This is a genomic window from Rhizobium viscosum, assembly GCF_014873945.1.
Lineage (GTDB): Bacteria > Pseudomonadota > Alphaproteobacteria > Rhizobiales > Rhizobiaceae > Rhizobium > Rhizobium viscosum.
The window spans coordinates 233,563-250,972 of sequence record NZ_JADBEC010000003.1; the positions used below are offsets into that span (position 1 = coordinate 233,563).

At 61.8% G+C, this 17,410-nt stretch carries 13 protein-coding genes and 1 pseudogene; 5 read left to right on the forward strand and 9 right to left on the reverse strand.

Annotated elements, in window-relative coordinates; translation table 11 throughout:
- Positions 1-12 precede the first annotated feature (12 nt).
- The 5 genes and pseudogenes from H4W29_RS33180 to H4W29_RS33200 form a co-directional block, all read right to left on the reverse strand.
- Positions 13-231: pseudogene (locus H4W29_RS33180) on the reverse strand (hypothetical protein); the annotation flags it as partial.
- 326 nt (positions 232-557) lie between these two features.
- Positions 558-1,109, reverse strand: coding sequence for a hypothetical protein (locus H4W29_RS33185; protein WP_192733093.1), 552 nt, complete (start codon positions 1,107-1,109; stop codon positions 558-560).
- A 211-nt stretch (positions 1,110-1,320) separates the two neighbouring features.
- The gene (locus H4W29_RS33190; protein ID WP_192733094.1) at positions 1,321-2,400 is read right to left on the reverse strand and encodes a YcjF family protein; all 1,080 of its coding nucleotides are present in this window, start codon (positions 2,398-2,400) and stop codon (positions 1,321-1,323) included.
- The gene (locus H4W29_RS33195) at positions 2,397-3,872 is read right to left on the reverse strand and encodes a YcjX family GTP-binding protein (RefSeq protein ID WP_192733095.1); all 1,476 of its coding nucleotides are present in this window, start codon (positions 3,870-3,872) and stop codon (positions 2,397-2,399) included. Before H4W29_RS33195 ends, H4W29_RS33190 begins: the two co-directional genes overlap by 4 nt.
- Positions 3,873-3,944: 72 nt before the next feature.
- Positions 3,945-4,439 (reverse strand): SixA phosphatase family protein, encoded by a 495-nt coding sequence (locus tag H4W29_RS33200; RefSeq protein ID WP_192733096.1) that lies wholly within the window; start codon positions 4,437-4,439, stop codon positions 3,945-3,947.
- 277 nt (positions 4,440-4,716) lie between these two features.
- On the opposite strand from H4W29_RS33200, the gene dksA reads away from it, so the two are divergent.
- The gene (dksA, locus tag H4W29_RS33205; protein ID WP_007826301.1) at positions 4,717-5,136 is read left to right on the forward strand and encodes an RNA polymerase-binding protein DksA; all 420 of its coding nucleotides are present in this window, start codon (positions 4,717-4,719) and stop codon (positions 5,134-5,136) included.
- Positions 5,137-5,217: 81 nt separating this feature from the next.
- On the opposite strand, the gene H4W29_RS33210 is transcribed toward dksA, so the two are convergent.
- Complete coding sequence (locus tag H4W29_RS33210) at positions 5,218-6,363, reverse strand: flagellar biosynthetic protein FliO (RefSeq protein ID WP_192733097.1); 1,146 nt, start codon at positions 6,361-6,363, stop codon at positions 5,218-5,220.
- 303 nt (positions 6,364-6,666) lie between these two features.
- Here H4W29_RS33210 and cckA point away from each other — a divergent pair, with 303 nt between their 5' ends.
- Positions 6,667-9,267, forward strand: a complete 2,601-nt coding sequence (cckA, locus tag H4W29_RS33215) for a cell cycle histidine kinase CckA (RefSeq protein WP_192733098.1) — start codon at positions 6,667-6,669, stop codon at positions 9,265-9,267.
- A gap of 312 nt (positions 9,268-9,579) precedes the next feature.
- Here cckA and H4W29_RS33220 read toward each other — a convergent pair whose 3' ends face one another.
- Both H4W29_RS33220 and H4W29_RS33225 read right to left on the reverse strand, forming a co-directional pair.
- Entirely contained in the window at positions 9,580-10,506 is a 927-nt protein-coding gene (locus H4W29_RS33220) for a pseudouridine-5'-phosphate glycosidase (protein WP_192733099.1), read from the reverse strand.
- Positions 10,507-10,536: 30 nt separating this feature from the next.
- A complete protein-coding gene (locus tag H4W29_RS33225; protein WP_192733100.1) occupies positions 10,537-11,481 on the reverse strand; it encodes a carbohydrate kinase family protein in 945 nt (314 codons plus the stop codon).
- A 229-nt stretch (positions 11,482-11,710) separates the two neighbouring features.
- Between H4W29_RS33225 and recA the strand changes: the two genes are divergently transcribed.
- Together recA and alaS are read left to right on the forward strand one after the other, a co-directional pair.
- The gene (recA, locus tag H4W29_RS33230; protein WP_112547765.1) at positions 11,711-12,799 is read left to right on the forward strand and encodes a recombinase RecA; all 1,089 of its coding nucleotides are present in this window, start codon (positions 11,711-11,713) and stop codon (positions 12,797-12,799) included.
- A gap of 150 nt (positions 12,800-12,949) precedes the next feature.
- A complete protein-coding gene (alaS, locus tag H4W29_RS33235) occupies positions 12,950-15,604 on the forward strand; it encodes an alanine--tRNA ligase (protein ID WP_192733101.1) in 2,655 nt (884 codons plus the stop codon).
- A gap of 87 nt (positions 15,605-15,691) precedes the next feature.
- Here alaS and H4W29_RS33240 read toward each other — a convergent pair whose 3' ends face one another.
- Positions 15,692-16,324, reverse strand: a complete 633-nt coding sequence (locus tag H4W29_RS33240; protein ID WP_192733102.1) for a LysE family translocator — start codon at positions 16,322-16,324, stop codon at positions 15,692-15,694.
- A gap of 234 nt (positions 16,325-16,558) precedes the next feature.
- On the opposite strand from H4W29_RS33240, the gene H4W29_RS33245 reads away from it, so the two are divergent.
- On the forward strand, positions 16,559-17,410 hold the full coding sequence (locus H4W29_RS33245) for an AraC family transcriptional regulator (protein WP_192733103.1): 852 nt from the start codon (positions 16,559-16,561) through the stop codon (positions 17,408-17,410).

Sequence of the window (17,410 nt, forward strand, 5' to 3'; positions counted from 1 at the left end):
AGCTTCAAGCATTCAGGGCGAATTGATGCTGGGCAGGAAATCCTCGACCTGCTTGCGGTCAGCTGCAGAAAGCGACTGCACCTGTTCCTGCCAGAAGCGTTCGGCCTCCGGCGGATCCTTCTCCCACTGGCGCACAGTGGTGATGTTATCGTCGATCTTGCAGCGGCGATGCCCGCCGAGGCGCAGATATTCCTTGGCGAGCTTCAGGCTCCTGGTTTCCGTATCCGTGTTGGTTGCGTTCATGTCCTTCGTCTCCATAGCCGAGCAGGAACAAGCCCTGCCGTTTACAAAGAACGACGCGTGGCGGGAAATGATCCGATACCATCACGAAATACTAGGATACGGAACGCGCCAATGAGGACGTATATCGGGTTGGTGGAGGAGGGCTCACCATCGCTGGATTTCAGGGTGGCGTTAAGGACAACAGCTTTCAGGGGCACGATCGACCTCCAGGCTGTTCGTCCGCACACAATCCGACAGATGCTCGGTTCCCCAGGCCAAAAAGCAAAAGCGGCGGAAAACCGCCGCTTCAGGAAAATCCGCTCCGAATGAATAGCTTACTGGATCGAACCGACAGCCATTTCGTCGACCTGGCGGGTCAGCGTCAGGCCGATGACAGGGACCATCTGGCTTTCGACCTTGACCGAAACGGTGACGTTCATGGTCTTGTCGTCGCGAACGCGGGCAATCATCGCGCCGTTCAGCTTGGAGCGATTGATACCGACGACGACGGTATCGTCAGTGACGGCGCCGGAGACGATATCGAGGCCTTTACCTTCGGCACCATCAAGGAACTTGCCCTTGTAGGTGGAACCGGACTGGGAGATGACGGCGCTCATCGGCTGCTTGAAGACGCCGACGCGGCAAGTACCGTCGAGCTTGATACCGGCAGCGGAATTATCAGCTGGCGAACCGACGAGATTGCAGGTGAATTTCGTGCCCTTGTACTTGCCGGCGACGATTTCGCCCGGCCCCTTCCAGGTGCCAGCGACGGATTCGAAGAAGGCCTTGTCGCGGGTTGCGGCAGTGGCGTTGGAAGCGACGTCTGCCACCGGAGACAATGCCGCGGCGGCCAGGCCGCATACAAAAAGAAACTTGCGCGAGTACATGGATTTTCCTTGGCAAACACCACTCGGGAACTGGTCTGAAGTTTTGCCGGAGAATGGTTAATCCTTTCTTTCCGAGGCGCCGAAATGCGTGGAAATACAGGGCTTTCGCTAGGCAAGGTTTCTGAAGCAGCGGATGTAGCACATTGAATCCGCTCAAGTTTTCTCAGCCCTCATAAGAAGGCCTGAATGTGGCGAAATCCGGCTTTTTTGCTTAAGGGTTGCCGTTGCGCGTCGTCATCGACGGCGTCAAGTCGCCGATAAAGTCACCGATTCCCGGCCGGTTCAGCGCCCGGAAGCTCAGCGGACGGCAGAGATCCATGGCGGCGATGCCGATCCTCGCCGTCATCAGCCCATTGATGACGCCTTCGCCGAGTCGCGCCGAGAGCTTCGAGGCGAGCCCGTGGCCCAGCACTTGCTGCACGAGGCTGTCGCCGACGGCTATCGAGCCGGTCACGGCAAGGTGGGCAAGCACGTCACGCATCAATCTCAGCATGCCGAGCGTGCCGGGACGGCCGCCATAGAGCTCAGCCATGGCGCGGATCAGCCGCGCGGCTTCGTAGAGCACATAAAGCAGATCTACGATGGCGCGCGGGCTGACGGCCGTGACGATCGAGACGCGTTTGGAGGAATTGACGATCAGCGCGCGTGCCCGCCGGTCCAACGGGCCGAGAAGCTCGCGTTCGGCAAGCGCAATCAGATGCGGAGCGTCGATGACCTCGCCTTCGGTCTCCTTCAGCGTGGCGCGGCCCTTGGCGGTTTCCGGCTTGTCGGCGATGAGGCCCATCAGGCGGGCGACGACCGCGCGCGCCTTGGCGGGGCGGGTTTCCAGAATGGCGGCATCGGCCTCAGCCTTGATGGTCTGCACTGCGGCAAGCCGCATCATGCCCGCCGTCTCCCTGACGATGACAGCGATGACGGCGAGGATGCCGATCGCGAGCACGGCGAGGGCGGCATAGCCCAGCCAGTCGGCGCGGCTGAAGAGATCGCGGATCAGCTGGTCGGTCCAGAGGCCCACGGCGAGCGACAGCAGAATGCCGAAAGCACCGACGGCGATGCTGGCAAAGGAGGTGCGACGCTTGCGCGGGGTGGCGACCGGCAGCGGGCTCAGATCTTGCTCCGGATTGAGGAAGGGATCTTCCTCATCCGGCGTCAGCACCACTTCGCCTGAGAAGCTAGCGGGCTTGCGACGTTCTACGCGAGGGGCTTCGGGGGCCGCATTCTCCTCCTCAAAGGTGAAGGCGGCGGGGGCACGGCGCGGCGGATGGGGCTGATCGATCGGCGGCTTGCTCATGCGAGGCGGTCTCCGAACAGGAACTGCAAGGCGCGGTCGAGACGGATATGAGGCACCGAGAGTTTGACGCCGCCGCCGGTTTCCTCGAGTTGCGGCGGGCGGAAGCGCACAACATTGACGTCGGGCAGTTCGACCGACGCGTCGCCGGCTTCGATGCGCTCGAATAACGCTTCCGGATTTTCCGGCAGATCGCCGGGGAAGATTGCCGTCTTGCGCTCGCCGTCGAAGGTCTCACCAGCGATCATTTCACCGGCCATGGGTGTTCCGACGATGACGGGCAGGTCGTGGCCGTCGCGACGCACCGTTGCCTCCCGCGTGGCGCGCACGGAGGCGAGCGCCATGACATCGATGCCGGCGCCGGCCATGCCGATACGGTCAATGGCGCGATCGACGAGGCGGCGCGTCAGCCTGTCCAGCCGGTCGTGGCTTTCGTGGTGCAGATGGTCCGCCTTGGTGGCGGCAACCAGAACACGGTCGATGCGCCGGCCGAGCAGCGACGACAGGATTGAATTGCTGCCGGGGCGAAAGCAGGCGAGCACATCGGTCAGGGCGCGCTCCAGATCCTGTACGGCTTCCGGACCGCGGTTCATCGCCTGCAGCGCGTCGACCAGAACGATCTGCCGGTCGAGCCTGGCGAAATGCTCGCGGAAGAAGGGTTTGACGACCACGGACTTGTAGGCCTCGTAACGACGCTCCATCATCGCCCAGAGCGAGCCGTGCTTCGGCCGGCCTTCGGGCGGCAGTGCAAGCGGGGCGAAGGTCAGGGCAGGCGAGCCGTCAAGATCACCGGGCAGCAGGAAGCGGCCGGGCGGAAGGGTGGAGAGAGAACGCTCGTCGGCCCTGCAGGCCTTCAGATAGTCGGCAAAGCTCGTGGCGAGATCGCGGGCGACCATTTCATCGGCGGAAGCGGTGATATCTGTCGCTTTCGTCAGCTCCAGCCAGGCACTCGACAGCTCGGCGCGGATGCCGGCTGCGGCAAGGGCGATGGTTTCCTCGCTGAAGGTGCGGAAATCCTTGCCGAGCAGCGGCAGGTCGAGTAGCCACTCGCCGGGATAATCGACGATATCGATGGAGAGCCGTCCGGGCGAGAACATACGCGTCCAGGAGCTGGCGCTCTGATAATCCAGCGTGATGCGCAGCTCCGAGATCGCGCGGGTGGAATCCGGCCAGATACGCTCCTTCACAAGCGCCCGGATATGATCCTCATACTGGAAGCGCGGCACGGCATCATCGGGCTGCGGCTCCAGGCGGACGGCCGAAACGCGGCCGGACTGCATCGCTTCAAAGAGCGGCAGCCGGCCGCCATGCAGGAGATTATGGACCAGCGAGGAAATGAAGACGGTCTTGCCGGAACGGGAAAGGCCGGTGACACCGAGCCGGATGGTCGGATTGACAAGACCGCTGGCGCGGTCTGCAAGATTGTCCAGCGCGATCAGCGCATCGTCGGCAAAGGATGTCAGGCGCGGCGGCAAATCGGAATCCCTGGTGGCACTGCCTGCAATATAGGAAGGGGCCGCAGCCTGAAAAAGAAGCGGCGCGAAAACTCAGTCGATGACGAAATCGACGAGACGCCATGCCGAAGTCACAGCGGCATAGTCGATGACAGCGAGACCGGCTGTCGGGAAACCTTTCGGTACAGAGGCTGCCATAGCCTTTTTGCCGATCAGCGCCGATAGGGCCTGCTCCATGGTCGGATTGTGGCCGACGAGCATGACACTCCCCGCATCCTGCGCGTCGATGATTTCGAGATAGGTATCGACCGAGGCATTGTAGAGCGTGTCGACGAAGCGCACGTCGAGCGTTTCGCCCATGGCGCGATGCACGGCCTCAGCGGTATCACGGCAGCGAAGCGCGGTCGAGCTGATCAGGATATCAGGACGGTAGCCCTTGTCGGCGGCGCGGTCGGCGACGATCTCAGCGTCGCCGAAACCCTTCTGGCTCAGCGGACGGTCGAAATCGCGCTGTCCGGGCTCGGCCCAGGCGGCTTCGGCATGACGCAGGAGGTAGATCCGATGGGGTGGAGGCAGGAGGGTGGCCATGGGCAAATCCAGCTTCGAACGGAGCCTTTTCAGTAGCGTTTGCGGTCCCGCAACGTCAACTGCCCACCGGCTTCCAAGAGCGCAAAACGGGTGCCCCAACACGGCGTTTTGAAGGCCAAGCAAAAATCGCCATTCGGAATAAGGATGCGAAAATAGACTGTTAGCTCAAATTGATGACAGATTTAAAAATCTGTTTACCTGTCTTATTTGGCTTGAATCGCGGATAGCGCTTGGGATATACACCCGGCCAGATGAGATGTTCTTCAGGAGAATCGCGTTGAGTGAGAAGATCGATCTTAGCAATTATGTTCCCTCGGAAGACGAGGAGTTCATGAATACGAACCAGCGCGCTTATTTCAGAGCCAAGCTGGTTGCCTGGAAAAACGATATCCTTAGAGAAGCGCGCGAAACACTCGACCATCTGGCTGAGGAAAGCGCAAACCACCCTGATCTCGCAGACCGTGCATCCTCCGAAACCGACCGGGCGATCGAACTTCGCGCCCGCGACCGTCAGAGAAAGCTGATCTCCAAGATCGACGCAGCCTTGCAGCGCATTGAAGATGGCACTTACGGTTACTGCGAGGAAACCGGCGAGCCGATCGGCCTGAAACGCCTCGATGCCCGCCCGATCGCCACGCTGTCGATCGAAGCGCAGGAACGCCACGAGCGCCGCGAAAAGGTTTACCGGGACGAATAATAAACTTCCGAACTGGCAATGAAAAAAGCACCGCGAGACGATCGCGGTGCTTTTTGTTTTGGGCCCATATGGCTCCGGCTTTTACTTGTCGCGATTGACGCTCATTTCGCCGAAGATGCGGGCAACTTCCTTTTGAAGTGCGGCATCGGCACCTGTGATCGGCGCCATGTCGGGGTCGCGGCGCGGCATTGAACCGGGCTGAGGAGAGCCAGACTGAGGAAAACCGGGCTGCGGGGCGGGGCGTGCCTGCTGCGCATTGGGTACGGGAACCACGCGCTCGGCGGCCGGATTGGCCGATATTTCATCATCGAGGATGCGTTGGAAATCGCGGCGGATGGCGGCCGATTGCAAACCGCCATCTTCCGTCGCGACCGGGGCGCCACGCGAAACGGCGGGAATGCTCTGGGCCGGCGGGGCGGACACTTCCGGTTCGACGCGCTGCTGCGGCAGCACGCGCTGGCGGGCTGCATCGAGGATATCGGCGGCGCTGGCGGCATCGGGCACGGGTTGCGGAGCGGGGCGCTCGGGCTGGCGCGGCTGAAGCTGCGACATACGCTGCGGGCCGTCTCGCTCGGCTGTTAGCGGCGAGGCAAAGACCTGCGGCGCGGGAGCCTGCTGGCTCGACATCTGCTGAGCAGACATCTGTTGGGCAGACATGGGCGGCGCGACTGCCGGAGCGACCGAAGGTTCGGGGCGCTGGCGAAGCGGCTCGGCCGGCGGGGCGATGACTGGGACGATGACCGGTGCCGGTGCAGGGCTATGGGGTTCGAAATCGGGTTCGGCGCTTGCCGCCACAGGCGGTGCGACAGGGGCGGCGACCGGCCTCGGCTGCGGGGCCGGCGGCGGCTCGCGGGGCGGCTGGACGATTGCACGCTCCTGAACGACCGGGCGTTCCTCGACCGGCTGCGGGCGGAAATCGCTCGCCGTTTCGGCTTCGGTTTCCGGTAGGATGCGGCTTTCGATGACGATATCGGTGGGGCCACCGATCATGACGAGATGTTCGACATTGTCGCGGCGCACCAGCACTAGGCGGCGGCGGGCATCTACGGCTGCGGCGTCCAAAACCTGCAGGCGCGGCTGGCGGTTGCGGCCGCCGCGAACGAAAGGCGACGGCGCGCGATGGCGCAGGAACCACAGAACGAGAATGAGCAGGACGAGGGCAATACCGACGCCGCCGGCGGCAAGCAGGAAGCGGCTACCGTAAGCTCCTACAACATCATCGAACATAGGCACTCACTCCATTTCGCATTATGGCACAACAGACGACTTTTCCGCTCCTTAGGCAAGAGCCGGCGGGTCTGTCCAGTCACCGGCGAACGCGATTTCGTGTTGTGCAGTTATTTGGCCCGCTGCTTGCTTCGGCATCGGCGGGATTACGGGCAAATTGGCGCGTTTGCCTGTGAATTCAAGCAGCCTAACGAAACCTGCTGTTTTTGCGGGCGCAGCAAGTTGATAAGAAGGAAAGACTGCCTGATTCCTGCTTCGTAACGGTGTTACGGGCGCGGCAGGAAGGGCTTATGCGAGGAATAGATGACGAAATCGCGTCAGGTCGACGACTATAACGCGCCGCTTGTGGATCGTGGGGGGCGTTCTGGCACGGCGATACGCATCATCCTGCTGGCGATCGTGCTGATTGCGGCGGCGGCAGCCTTCGTCTTCTTCAAGGATTCGCTCGGCAACGAGCTGGTGCTCGGCTGTCTCGGCGTTCTCGCCATGGTCGGCATCTTCTTTCTCGTCTCCTCCGTCATCGGCTTCATCGAGGTCATGCCGCAGCGCCAGTCCGACAGCCTGGCGCGCGCTTTCTTGAACGGCCATCCCGACGGGACTCTAATCACCGACGAGAAGGGCCGCATAGTTTATGCCAATGCCGCCTATGGCGCATTGACCGGCGCGCGCAAGGCGACCGAGGTGCAGACACTGGAAACGCTGCTATCGCGCCATCGCGAATCGAACGAGGCGCTCTACCGGCTGGTGAACGGGTTGCGCGAGGGCCGCGAAGGCCGCGAGGAGTTCCGCCTGCTGCGGGCCGTTGGCCCTGGAAGCAATGCCGGCGCGCATTGGTATCGCCTGAAAGCGCGGCTCCTGAAGCCGGAAGAGGGCAACAGCACGCTGCAGATCTGGCAGATCACCGATATCACCGCCGAGCGTGAGGATCAGGAGCGCTTCTTCAAGGAACTCCAGAACGCGATCGACTATCTCGACCACGCTCCCTCGGGCTTCTTCTCCGCCGGGCGCAAGGGCGAGATCTTCTATCTGAACGCCACGCTTGCGGAATGGCTGGGTCTCGACCTCACAAAATTCATGCCGGGCTCGATGAACATCGGCGATCTTGTCGCGGGTGAGGGGCTGGCGCTGATCCAGTCCGTACAGGCCGAGCCGGGTCTGAAGAAGACCGTCACACTCGATCTCGACCTGCGCAAATCGAATGGCCAGAGCCTGCCGGTGCAGATCATCCACCGCGTCACGTCCATGCGAGACGGGGCGCCCGGCGAAAGCCGCACCATCGTGCTGACACGCGATGCAGGCCAGGAGAACGAGCAATCTGCCTCGGCCGCCGCCATGCGCTTCACGCGCTTCTTCAACAATACGCCAATGGCGATCGCCTCCGTCGACGGCAAGGGCAAGATCCTGCGCACCAATGCGCCTTTCCTGAAGCTCTTTTCCAATATTGTCTCACGTGACGATCTGGAGCGTGGCGCGCTTCTGGAAACGATCGTGCAGGACAGCGACCGGCCGCAGCTTGCGGAAGCTCTCGCCGCCGCCAAGGACCGGCAGAGCGACATTCCGCCGATCGATTCCCGCACGCCGACCGATGATGCACGCTTCTTCCGCTTCTATGTGAATGCTGTCATCGACCAGAGCGACGAGGCGCCGGAGGAGGCGGCCATTGTCTACGCGGTCGAAGTGACCGAGCAAAAGGCGCTCGAAGCGCAGATGGCGCAAACACAGAAAATGAATGCGGTCGGCACGCTCGCCGGCGGCATTGCGCACGATTTCAACAATGTGCTGACGGCGATCCTGCTCTCCTCCGACCACCTGCTCTTACAGGCACGACCTGCCGATGCGAGCTTCGCCGATCTGATAGAGATCAAGCGCAATGCCAACCGCGCGGCTGTGCTCGTGCGCCAGCTTCTCGCCTTCTCGCGCAAGCAGACGATGCGGCCGACGGTGTTGAATCTGACCGATGTCGTCGGCGACCTGCGCATGCTGGTCGACCGGCTGATTTCGGGTACCAACGTCAAACTCGACGTCGAATATGGCCGCGATCTCTGGCCTGTCAAAACCGATCTTTCGCAATTCGAGCAGGTGCTGATCAATCTCTGCGTCAATGCGCGCGACGCCATGCCGGAGGGCGGCACCCTGACGCTGCGCACCCGCAATCTTCCGGCAGCGGAAGTTGCCGCCTTCAACTATTCCTACATGCCGCATGAGGACATGGTGCTGGTCGAGGTGACCGATACCGGCACCGGCATTGCGCCCGAGATCATGGACAAGATTTTCGAACCCTTCTTCACGACCAAGGATGTGGGCAAGGGCACAGGTCTCGGCCTTGCCATGGTCTATGGTATCGTCAAGCAGTCCGGCGGGTATATCCAGCCGGAATCAGAAGTCGGCAAGGGCACGACCTTCCGTATCTTCCTGCCACGCCATATCGTCGAGCCGGCAGTCGCTGCCGAAGCGGAAGCAGCCGATCAGGCCGTCGCGGCTGGCGGTGCGCAGATTGTGGAACTCGTCCAGCCGAAGCAGCCGGAAGACCTCACGGGCTCAGCCGTCATCCTGCTCGTCGAGGACGAAGAAGCAGTGCGGCGCGGCGGCAAGCGCATGCTCGAGACGCGCGGCTATACGGTCCATGAGGCGGGCTCCGGCGTCGAGGCCCTCGAGATCATGGAGGAGCTCGAAGGCAAGGTGGATATCGTCGTCTCCGACGTCGTGATGCCTGAAATGGACGGGCCATCGCTGCTGCGTGAGCTGCGCAAGAACTATCCGGATCTGAAGTTCATCTTCGTGTCCGGTTACGCAGAGGATGCGTTCGCCCGCAACCTGCCGCCGGAAGCGAAGTTTGGCTTCCTGCCGAAGCCATTCTCGCTGAAGCAGCTAGCTGTGGTGGTGAAAGAGACGCTGGATAGCTAGTGTCGGCGGGGTCGCCCCGATTTAGGCAATCGGAGAGGGCGTGCCGTGTGGCCACCCCCCTCTGGCCTGCCGGCCATCTCCCCCACAAGGGTGGAGATCGGCTTGTGGCTTGACCTTCGCGCCTCACTGACGTCGCACAGTTTCAACGTCAATTGGTTTGGGGAAGCCCGCGCTCCCAGCCAGTCTCCACCCTTGTGGGGGAGATGGCCGGCAGGCCAGAGGGGGGGTGTCTCACAAGCACCGCTTATCGGCAGGGCAGCGACCCGCGACACAACGCGTTTAAGGGGCGGAACCAGCCCGCCCCATTCTTACTTATTCACCCAGCGCCACGGCAATCTCTGCCGCAAGCCGCGCATTATTCTCCACCAGCGCAATATTCGTCTTCAGGCTCTGACCATCGGTCAGGTCGAAGATCGTGCTCAGCAGGTAAGGTGTTACCGCCTTGCCAGTGATCTCGTCGCGCTCGGCGCTGTCGAGCGCACGCTCGATGTAGATTTCCATTTCCTCGCGAGCGATCTCGTCGGCTTCCGGTACCGGGTTGGCAATCAGCATGCCGCCGTCAATGCCGAGCTGTTCGCGCGTGGTCTGGAAATTGGCGATCGCCGCCGGGCTGTTCAGTGTCAGCGGGCTGCGGATGCCTGACGAGCGCGACCAGAAGGCCGGGAATTCATCGCTTTCATAGGTGACGACGGGCACGCCGCGGGTCTCCAGCACTTCCAGCGTCTTCGGAATGTCGAGGATCGCCTTGGCGCCGGCGCAGACGACGATGACGCCGGTGCGGGCGAGTTCTTCGAGGTCGGCGGAGATATCGAAGGTCTCTTCAGCGCCGCGATGCACACCGCCGATGCCGCCGGTTGCAAAAACCTTGATGCCAGCGCGGGCCGCCGCAATCATTGTTGCAGCAACCGTCGTCGCGCCAGTGCGGCGCTCGGCGATCGAGAAGGCGATATCGGCGCGCGATACCTTCATCACGTCCTTCGCCTTGGCGAGCTGCTCCAGCTCAGCGGGTTCGAGGCCGATATGCAGCGTGCCATGGATAACGGCGATGGTGGCAGGAACCGCGCCCTGATCGCGGATGATCGATTCGACGCTGCGCGCCATCTCGATATTGCCGGGATAGGGCATGCCATGGGTGATGATGGTCGATTCGAGCGCCACGATCGGGGCGCCGCGCTGCTTGGCGGCGGCCACTTCCTTCGAATAGGAGATCGGCAGCAGGGACGAGAAGGGTTTGGTCATGATCCGTATCCGTTTATCGATGTTGCCGCTTCATTGCAGAATTCTTGCCGCCGGGACAAGCGAAAGCATGTCGCGAAGAAGATCCGGCGAGAGATTTTCATTCACCGCATGCCGCGACTGGACGGTGAGGGCTGCTGCCGCAGCACCATGGCGGATCGCTTCTTCGAGCGGATGGCCGCGCATCAAGGCAGACAGTGTGCCTGCCGCAAGCGAATCTCCCGCACCAGTGACATCGGCGACATCGTCAGAGATCGGCGGCTGCAGGAGAAGTGCACGACCGTCCTTGAAGGCGACAAGTTCGCGCTGGCCGCGGGTGACAACCGCGCCGCCGACGCCGATGTCACCGAGCAGCGACGGCCAGCCGGCAGCGTCGTCCGGCCGCCTGCCGGTGAGGGCTGCAGCCTCGGCCTCATTCATGAAGAGATAGTCGATACCCTCAAGGCAGGGCAGGAGGCGCACGACCTTGGCCGGTGAAATGGCAATTGCCGCGACCGGCTTGCCGAGTGCCTTGGCCCTTGCGACGATCGCGGCAGCCGTTTCCTCCGGCAGGTTGGCGTCGAAGAGGATGAAATCGGTGGCGGCGAAGGCATCGCGCACCCAGCGGATCGACAGCCGCCGCGGCACGAAGAAGCGGTAGAGCTCCATGTCGGCCAGTGCGATGACCAGATTGCCGTCCTTCTCGATGATGGCCGTATAGCTTGGCGTCTTGCGATCGAGGAAGACGAAGGGACGGTCGTTGATCCCTGCAAAATCGGCCGCCTCGCTCACCATCTCGCCGATAGGATCACCGCCGCGCGGCGAAATCATCGTCACGTCGAAGCCGAGACGGGCGAGATTGCGGGCCGCATTGAAGCCGCCGCCGCCCGGTTCCTCAAACCAGGTTCCTGGATTGCTGGCGCCAGGGGCCGTCTCGCCGGAAATGCGGCCGCGGCGATCGATATGGGCGCCGCCGAGAACAAGAATCTTGCCGCTCATTTCTGCACCCCGGAAGCGAATCGAATGCGGCGCAAAGCGGCGGGATTCAGCGCCTGCGGGACACTAAGCCGTTGCTTTGCATCGATAAAACAAAAATAGAACACAGGCCGTTTTACCTTTTTCTTTCAATTATTTGCAACCCCATTGCGAAATAAGAACAAATAGGGTACAAACTTCGCATCAGCGGCGACATTGCTAGAGCAGCGTCAATAACCTAAAGGTGGATCGAATGTCTCAGAATTCATTGCGGCTCGTAGAGGACAAATCGGTGGACAAAAGCAAGGCGCTCGAAGCGGCACTCTCACAGATCGAGCGGTCGTTCGGCAAGGGCTCGATCATGAAACTCGGCTCGAACGAGAACATCGTCGAGATCGAAACGGTTTCCACAGGTTCGCTCAGCCTCGATATCGCCCTCGGCATTGGCGGTCTGCCGAAGGGTCGTATCATCGAGATCTACGGTCCGGAAAGCTCTGGTAAGACGACGCTCGCGCTGCAGACGATTGCCGAAGCGCAGAAGAAGGGCGGCATCTGCGCCTTCGTCGATGCCGAACATGCACTCGATCCGGTCTATGCCCGCAAGCTCGGCGTCGACCTGCAGAACCTCCTGATCTCGCAGCCCGACACCGGCGAACAGGCGCTCGAAATCACCGATACGCTGGTGCGCTCCGGCGCGATCGACGTTCTCGTCGTCGACTCCGTGGCAGCGCTGACGCCGCGCGCCGAAATCGAAGGCGAAATGGGCGACAACCTGCCGGGCATGCAGGCCCGCCTGATGAGCCAGGCGCTGCGCAAGCTGACGGCTTCGATCTCCAAGTCGAATACGATGGTGATCTTCATCAACCAGATCCGCATGAAGATCGGCGTCATGTTCGGTTCGCCGGAAACGACGACAGGCGGTAACGCACTGAAGTTCTATGCCTCCGTCCGCCTCGACATCCGCCGTATCGGCCAGGTCAAGGAGCGCGAAGAGGTGATCGGCAACCAGACGCGCGTCAAGGTCGTCAAGAACAAGATGGCGCCTCCCTTCAAGCAGGTCGAATTCGACATCATGTATGGCGAGGGCGTATCCAAGACTGGTGAACTGATCGACCTCGGCGTCAAGGCCGGCATAGTCGAGAAGTCGGGCGCCTGGTTCTCCTACAACAGCCAGCGTCTCGGCCAGGGCCGCGAAAATGCCAAGATCTTCCTGCGCGACAACCCGGATCTCGCCCGCGAGATCGAAACGGCGCTGCGACAGAATGCCGGCCTGATCGCCGACCGCTTCCTGCAAAATGGCGGCCCGGATGCCGGCGATGATGCTGGCGATGGCGACATGTAATCCAGCCTAGCACGTAACGAATTCGAACCGGCCGCATTCCCTCACGAGAATGCGGCCGGTTTTGTTTGTTGCTGGACAGTGGCAAGGTCGAACGATAAAAGCCGATGGATTTAATTTTACCTGCCTGCTGGCAGCATCGAAGGGCATGAAATGAGCGGTGTAAACGATATCCGGTCGACCTTCCTCGACTACTTCAAGAAGAACGGCCACGAGATCGTTCCATCGAGCCCGCTCGTGCCGCGCAATGACCCGACGCTGATGTTCACCAATGCCGGCATGGTGCAGTTCAAGAATGTCTTCACCGGTCTCGAAAAGCGTCCCTATTCGACGGCGACGACCTCGCAGAAATGCGTGCGCGCCGGCGGCAAGCATAACGACCTCGACAATGTCGGCTATACTGCACGCCACCTGACCTTCTTCGAAATGCTCGGCAACTTCTCCTTCGGCGATTATTTCAAGGAGAATGCGATCGAGCTTGCCTGGAAGCTGGTCACGGAGGGCTTCGACCTGCCGAAGAACCGGCTGCTGGTCACCGTCTATTCCGAGGACGAGGAAGCAGCGTCGCTCTGGAAGAAGATCGCCGGTTTCTCCGACGACAAGATCATCCGCATTCCGACCTCTGACAATTTCTGGCAGATGGGAGATACCGGCCCCTGCGGTCCGTGTTCGGAAATCTTCATCGACCAGGGCGAGAATATCTGGGGCGGTCCTCCGGGGTCGCCGGAAGAAGATGGCGACCGGTTCCTGGAATTCTGGAACCTCGTCTTCATGCAGTTCGAGCAGACCGAGCCCGGCGTTCGCAACCCATTGCCGCGCCCGTCGATCGATACCGGCATGGGCCTGGAGCGCATGGCTGCCGTTCTGCAGGGCGTGCAGAGCGTGTTCGACACGGACCTCTTCCGCACGCTGATCGGCACCATCGAGGATACGATGGGTGCCAAGGCAGAGGGCAGCGCCAGCCACCGCGTCATTGCCGACCACTTGCGTTCTTCGGCCTTCCTGATCGCCGATGGCGTGCTGCCGTCGAATGAAGGTCGTGGCTATGTGCTGCGCCGTATCATGCGCCGCGCCATGCGCCACGCCCAGTTGCTCGGCGCCAAGGAACCGCTGATGTACAAGCTGCTACCGACGCTGGTGCAGGAGATGGGCCGCGCCTATCCGGAACTGGTGCGCGCCGAGGCGCTGATTTCCGAAACGCTGAAGCTCGAGGAAAACCGCTTCCGCAAGACGCTGGAGCGCGGCCTGTCGCTTCTGTCAGACGCGACCACCTACCTTTCCAAGGGCGACATGCTGGATGGCGAGACCGCCTTCAAGCTCTACGACACCTATGGCTTCCCGCTCGACCTGACGCAAGACGCGTTGCGCGCCCGCGAAATCGGCGTCGACATTTCCGGCTTTACCGACGCGATGGAGCGCCAGAAGGCGGAGGCCCGCTCGCATTGGGCCGGCTCCGGCGAGAAGGCCACGGAAACCGTCTGGTTCGAGCTCAAGGAAAAGCACGGCGCGACCGAGTTCCTCGGTTACGACACCGAGACGGCCGAAGGCGTCGTGCAAGCGATCGTCAAGGACGGTGCCGTCACGAATGAAGCCAAGACCGGCGACAAGGTGCAGATCGTCGTCAACCAGACGCCCTTCTACGGCGAGTCCGGCGGTCAGATGGGCGATACCGGCGTGATCTCTTCCGACCACGGCAAGATCGAGATTTCGGATACGCAGAAGAAGGGCGAAGGTCTGTTCGTGCATCTGGGCACCGTGATCGAAGGCGTAGTCAAGACCGGCGAGCCTGTCGCGCTGACGGTCGATCACGCCCGCCGCTCGCGCCTGCGCGCCAATCACTCGGCTACCCACCTGCTGCATGAGGCACTACGCGAAGTGCTCGGCACCCATGTGGCTCAGAAGGGTTCGCTGGTCGCACCCGAGCGCCTGCGTTTCGACGTCTCGCATCCGAAGCCGATGACGGCAGAAGAACTCAAGGTCGTCGAAGAGATGGCCAATCAGATCGTGTTGCAGAATGCTCCGGTCACCACCCGGCTGATGAGCGTCGACGATGCGATCGAGGAGGGCGCCATGGCGCTCTTCGGGGAGAAATACGGCGATGAAGTGCGTGTCGTTTCGATGGGCACGGGTCTGCATGGCGCCAAAGCCAACAGGCCTTACTCAGTCGAGCTCTGCGGCGGCACGCATGTGTCGGCGACCGGCCAGATCGGCCTCGTGCGCATCCTCGGCGAAAGTGCCGTCGGTGCGGGCGTTCGCCGTATCGAAGCGGTCACCGGTGAATCGGCGCGCGAATATCTCGCCGAACAGGATGATCGCGTGAAGACGCTCGCTGCCTCGCTGAAGGTGCAGCCGTCGGAAGTTCTTGCCCGTGTCGAGGCACTGATGGACGAGCGCCGCAAACTCGAAAAAGAACTGGCGGACGCCAAGCGCAAGCTCGCCATGGGCGGCGGGCAGGGCGGTTCTGCCGATACGGTGCGCGACGTCGCCGGCGTCAAGTTCCTCGGCAAGGCCGTGGCCGGTGTCGACCCGAAGGATCTCAAGGGGCTTGCCGATGACGGCAAGGCCAGCATCGGCTCCGGCGTCGTGACGCTGATCGGCGTATCCGATGATGGCAAGGCAAGTGCTGTCGTGGCAGTGACGCCCGATCTCGTCAGCCGTTTCAGCGCTGTCGATCTGGTGCGTGTCGCTTCTGCCGCTCTCGGCGGCAAGGGCGGCGGCGGCCGTCCCGACATGGCGCAGGCCGGCGGCCCCGATGGCGCCAAGGCTGACGAGGCGCTTGAGGCTGTAGCGGCGGCACTCGCAGGCTGAGCATTCGTCTGACACAGGTCGAATTTGGACCGGCTGCGAGATCAGGGATTTCGCAGCCGGTTTTGTTTTCGGCACGCCCTGCCGCGGTCAGTTTCTCGTCTGCCATGCGAGGCGGCAGGCGAGGCCGGTGAATACGCCAGCCAGCATATATTGCGGCAGCTTCGGGAAGCGGCGCATCGAGCCGAGACGCGAGCGGATCTGACTGCCGAGCAGGATGACTGCGCCGTTGACGACAAGGCCGATGCCGTTCAGCACGCTGGCGAGCACCAGCATCTGCACGCCGATCGAACCGCCCTCGGCATGCACGAATTGTGGAAAGAGCGCGATGACGAAGAGCGCCATTTTCGGATTGAGCAGATTGGTCGCAAGACCGGCAAAGAAGATGCGCCGTCCCGACAGCCGCCTCAGGGTCGAGGCCGGCGCAAAGGTCGTGCTTTCGGAGCGGATCGTCTTGTAGGCGAGATAAAGCAGATAGAAGCAACCGGCCCAGCGCACGGCCTCGTAGGCGACGGGCACGGCCACCAAAAGCTGCGAGAGACCGAAAGCTGCGGCAAGCGCATGGCAATAGGTGCCAAGAGCAATGCCGGCATAGGTCATAAACCCGGCTGTGCGTCCCTGGCTGATACTGCGCGAGGCAATCAGCAGCATATCGGGACCAGGCGTTGCAGTAAGCACCAACGCTGCGGCGGCAAAGAGTATCAATGTAGAAAAATCCGGCATCAGTCTTCCTCTTGGGTTCGAGCCGGAATTCCGGTCTAAGCAGGATTCGCCCCCAGCACCAGGCCTTTCCGAAAATCTGAATCAATTTTCGGAAAAGGCTGGTGCGTAGGTTCCAAGAGTTAGAGCGTCCTTTATGCGTTCGAATGGACGCACGGCGCTCTAAGGTTCAAGTCAGCAGGATTTGTCAAATCGGGCTATGCTTTGGTGAGCCGATCGATTTGCAAGGGGGTTGACATGGCGGGTGAAACGGCATGGGCGCTCTACGAGAACCGTCTGAGGCGGGTCTCGGCCTATATCCACGATCATCTGGACGAGGATCTGGATATGGAGCGGCTGGCCGAAATCGCGTGCCTGTCGAGCTATCACTGGCACCGGATCTACAGGGCGATTTACGGCGAGACGCTGGCGGCAACCGTCAAGCGGCTGCGGCTGCATCGCGCGGCGGGCGATATCGTCCGCACGGATCTTGATGTCAGCGAAATTGCGAAGCGATCAGGCTATCCCAATCTCCAGTCCTTCAACCGCATCTTCAAATCGGTCTATGGAATGCCGCCGGCACGCTACCGGAAAGAGGGAAGCCACACAGTCTTCGAACCCTCACATACCGGAAAGGCACCAGCCATGTTTGATGTCACCCTGAAAACCATCGCGCCGCTCGAACTCATCGGCGTTCCCCATACCGGCTCCTATATGGAGATCGGCAAGGCCTTCGAGACGCTGTTCGGCACGCTCTATGCCCGCGGGCTCGCAAAGCCGGAGATGCGCATGATCGGCGTCTATCTCGACGACCCCGATCTCGTGCAACCCGAGAAGCTGCGCTCCGTCGCCTGTGTCGCGGCCGGCGAAGAGACGGCCGCCAACGCTCCGCTGGAGCGACGCGTAGTGGAAGGCGGCGACTATGCCGTGTTGCACCACAAGGGGCCCTACGCCGATATGTACAAGGCCTATCAGTGGCTCTACGCCCAGTGGCTGCCGGCCTCCGGCCGGCAGATCCGGGATCGCGTGATGTTCGAGGAATATCTCAACAATCCGCGCGAAGTCGCGCCGACCGAATTGCGGACGGATATCTACATGCCGCTGGCGTAA